3 protein-coding genes are annotated in these 2,324 nt (G+C 43.9%); all 3 read right to left on the bottom strand.

Features of this window, described 5'->3' with window-relative positions; genetic code table 11:
- Positions 1 to 26 precede the first annotated feature (26 nt).
- Positions 27 to 1,529, bottom strand: coding sequence for an IS66 family transposase (gene tnpC / locus IEW93_RS21645; protein WP_013785986.1), 1,503 nt, complete (start codon positions 1,527 to 1,529; stop codon positions 27 to 29).
- A gap of 89 nt (positions 1,530 to 1,618) precedes the next feature.
- The gene (gene tnpB / locus IEW93_RS21650) at positions 1,619 to 1,963 is read right to left on the bottom strand and encodes an IS66 family insertion sequence element accessory protein TnpB (RefSeq protein WP_013785985.1); all 345 of its coding nucleotides are present in this window, start codon (positions 1,961 to 1,963) and stop codon (positions 1,619 to 1,621) included.
- A complete protein-coding gene (gene tnpA / locus IEW93_RS21655; protein ID WP_013785984.1) occupies positions 1,960 to 2,250 on the bottom strand; it encodes an IS66 family insertion sequence element accessory protein TnpA in 291 nt (96 codons plus the stop codon). Before tnpA ends, tnpB begins: the two co-directional genes overlap by 4 nt.
- Positions 2,251 to 2,324 lie beyond the last annotated feature (74 nt).

A 2,324-nucleotide genomic window follows, 5' to 3' on the forward strand; every position in this document is an offset into this window, starting at 1 on the left:
GTAAGCGCTCAATGAACCGGTGAAGGTTATTCTGCTTCACCTAAATCAACATTCCACGGCAGCAAATCAGACAGTTCATCTGATGGTGCACGCTTGGGTAATTCCGTAAAGAGATGACGGAAATAGTAGTAGGGATTCAAATCATTGGCACGGCAGGTCATTACCAGGCTGTATAAATTCGCACTGGCTTTAGCGCCACCCACCGACGTCGAGAACATCCAATTTTTTCGCCCTGTGGTAAATGGCCGGATATCCCGCTCTGTGACATTATTATCAATACTGATATCCCCATCTTCAAGATAGGTCAGTAATTTGGGCCATTGATTTAAGGTGTAACTAATGGCTTTACCTAATGCCCCTTTAGGTAAAACATGTTGGCTGTTTAGCCAATTGTAAAATTCATTGAGGATAGGTTCGGCTTGTTGCTTTCTCAGCTGTTGACGCGCTTGTGAGGTTAAGTTTTTTGCCTGCTTTTCTATGCCGTAAAGTTTGGCTATGTAACTGAGCGCTTTTTCGGGTTTACCTGCTTTTTTTGAAGGCGATGCTTTTTGTGCATCGGTAAATTTACGTCTGGCATGTGCCATACAAGCAGCTTGAGTGACCTGTTCAAGCGTATTGTAAGCACTGTAGCCATCGGTCAGGAGGTAGCCTGAGTATCCCGTTAAGAAATCCTTTACACAGGCAGCTGCACGACTCGGTTGATAGTCGTAAATAACAGCTGGGTTTTCTGCAAATTCACCACTGCGATAAACCCACATGTACGATTTAGTTTCGGCCTTTCTGTCTTCTTCACGAAGCACTTGCACCGTTGTTTCATCGGCACAAATCAGATTTTCATTCAGGAGTTTGGCTTTCATTGCATCGATGATAATTTGGACTTTATCACCTAGTTGTACACACCAATTTGCGAGTGTGCCTCTGCTGATTTCAATACCGGAGCGATTTAAAATATCAACCTGGCGATAGAGCGGTAATGCATCAACATATTTAGCCGTGACGATTGCCGCAAACGTTTCAGCACTGCCCATGCTTTTAGGCAACATGCTCGCAGGCTTAGGAGCCGTAATGACTTTATTGCTGACGTGTGTTTTCTCACATTGACGACACGTGTATTTGGTACGCTCATGACGGATAACGCTGACTTTCTGTGGAATGATTTTGAGCTCTTCGCTGACTTCTTTACCGCATTCATGAAGGGGTGTTTGGCAACATTCACAACAAGGGGCACTGAGTTCGTGCAGATAAACTTCACGCTCAAGCGCTTCAGGTAATGGTTTTCTGCCTGTTTTAGCCTTGCTCTTATTTACGTTGGGCAACGCATGTTGCTGCTCAGCTTCGTTAAACGTGCCCTTGGCGACCTTTTCACTTTGTGATGAAAAGCGCTTTGATTTACTTAAGTTGAGTTGTTCAACCAGCAGTTGCACTGTCGTTTTAAGCTCAGCAATTTCTTCTGCTTGTGCACGCTCTTTTGCTTGCAGTTGCAGCAACATGGCTTTGAGTTGTGCTACGTCATCAGGTAGGTCAGTCAAGGTGGCTCAGGGCTTAAGTGGTTATCAATATCCTTAGTGTGACAGCGAAAAATGATCGTTCAAGTAGAATTTGCGATCAACATTTAACGTCACACTTCAAGTCCAAATATGGGTCGATGCGCCTTAGGATTATCTAAGGTTAATCCCGATAATAGCCACTGTAATTGCTGCTTGCTGATATGAACAGCGCCATCACATTTAGGCACCGGCCACTTAAAGTGACCTTTTTCGAGGCGACGATAATAAAGCCAAAATCCATTGGTATCCCAGAATAGGATTTTGAGTTTATCGCGGCCCCGATTACAGAAAATAAACCAAGCCTGGCTAAAGGGGTCCATTTCAAGCGTATCCGCGACGATGAGTGATAATCCATCAATCGACTTTCTCATGTCGGTGACACCCGACACTAAATACACGTTACCAGTGGGAGTCATTGTAATGCTGCAACCCAATGTTTGATTTGTGTTTGACTGAGCATCGAAGGGAGTTCAGCGCGAATACCGTTAGGTAATAATAGCACCACGACATCAGCGCTTTCCTGGTCAAAGACAATTGGCTGAACTTGTTGCTTGGCCTCTTTACTGTTGAGTTTTTTGACCCAATAGTAAAGTGTTTGATAGTGGATTGACCGCTCAGTACAAAATTGTTTAATCGGCAACTGGCTTTGTTTGAACTCAGTCAGTATTTGAGTCCAGTGGTCATGTTTTTGCAATTGATTCATAGCATCTCCTTTGTAAAGAAGCACTATGCCAAAGCCTGATTTTTATTGGAATGTGGGGTTAATTAACCGCTTAC

It is taken from the genome of Shewanella inventionis (genome assembly GCF_014641855.1).
Classification (GTDB): Bacteria; Pseudomonadota; Gammaproteobacteria; order Enterobacterales; family Shewanellaceae; genus Shewanella; species Shewanella inventionis.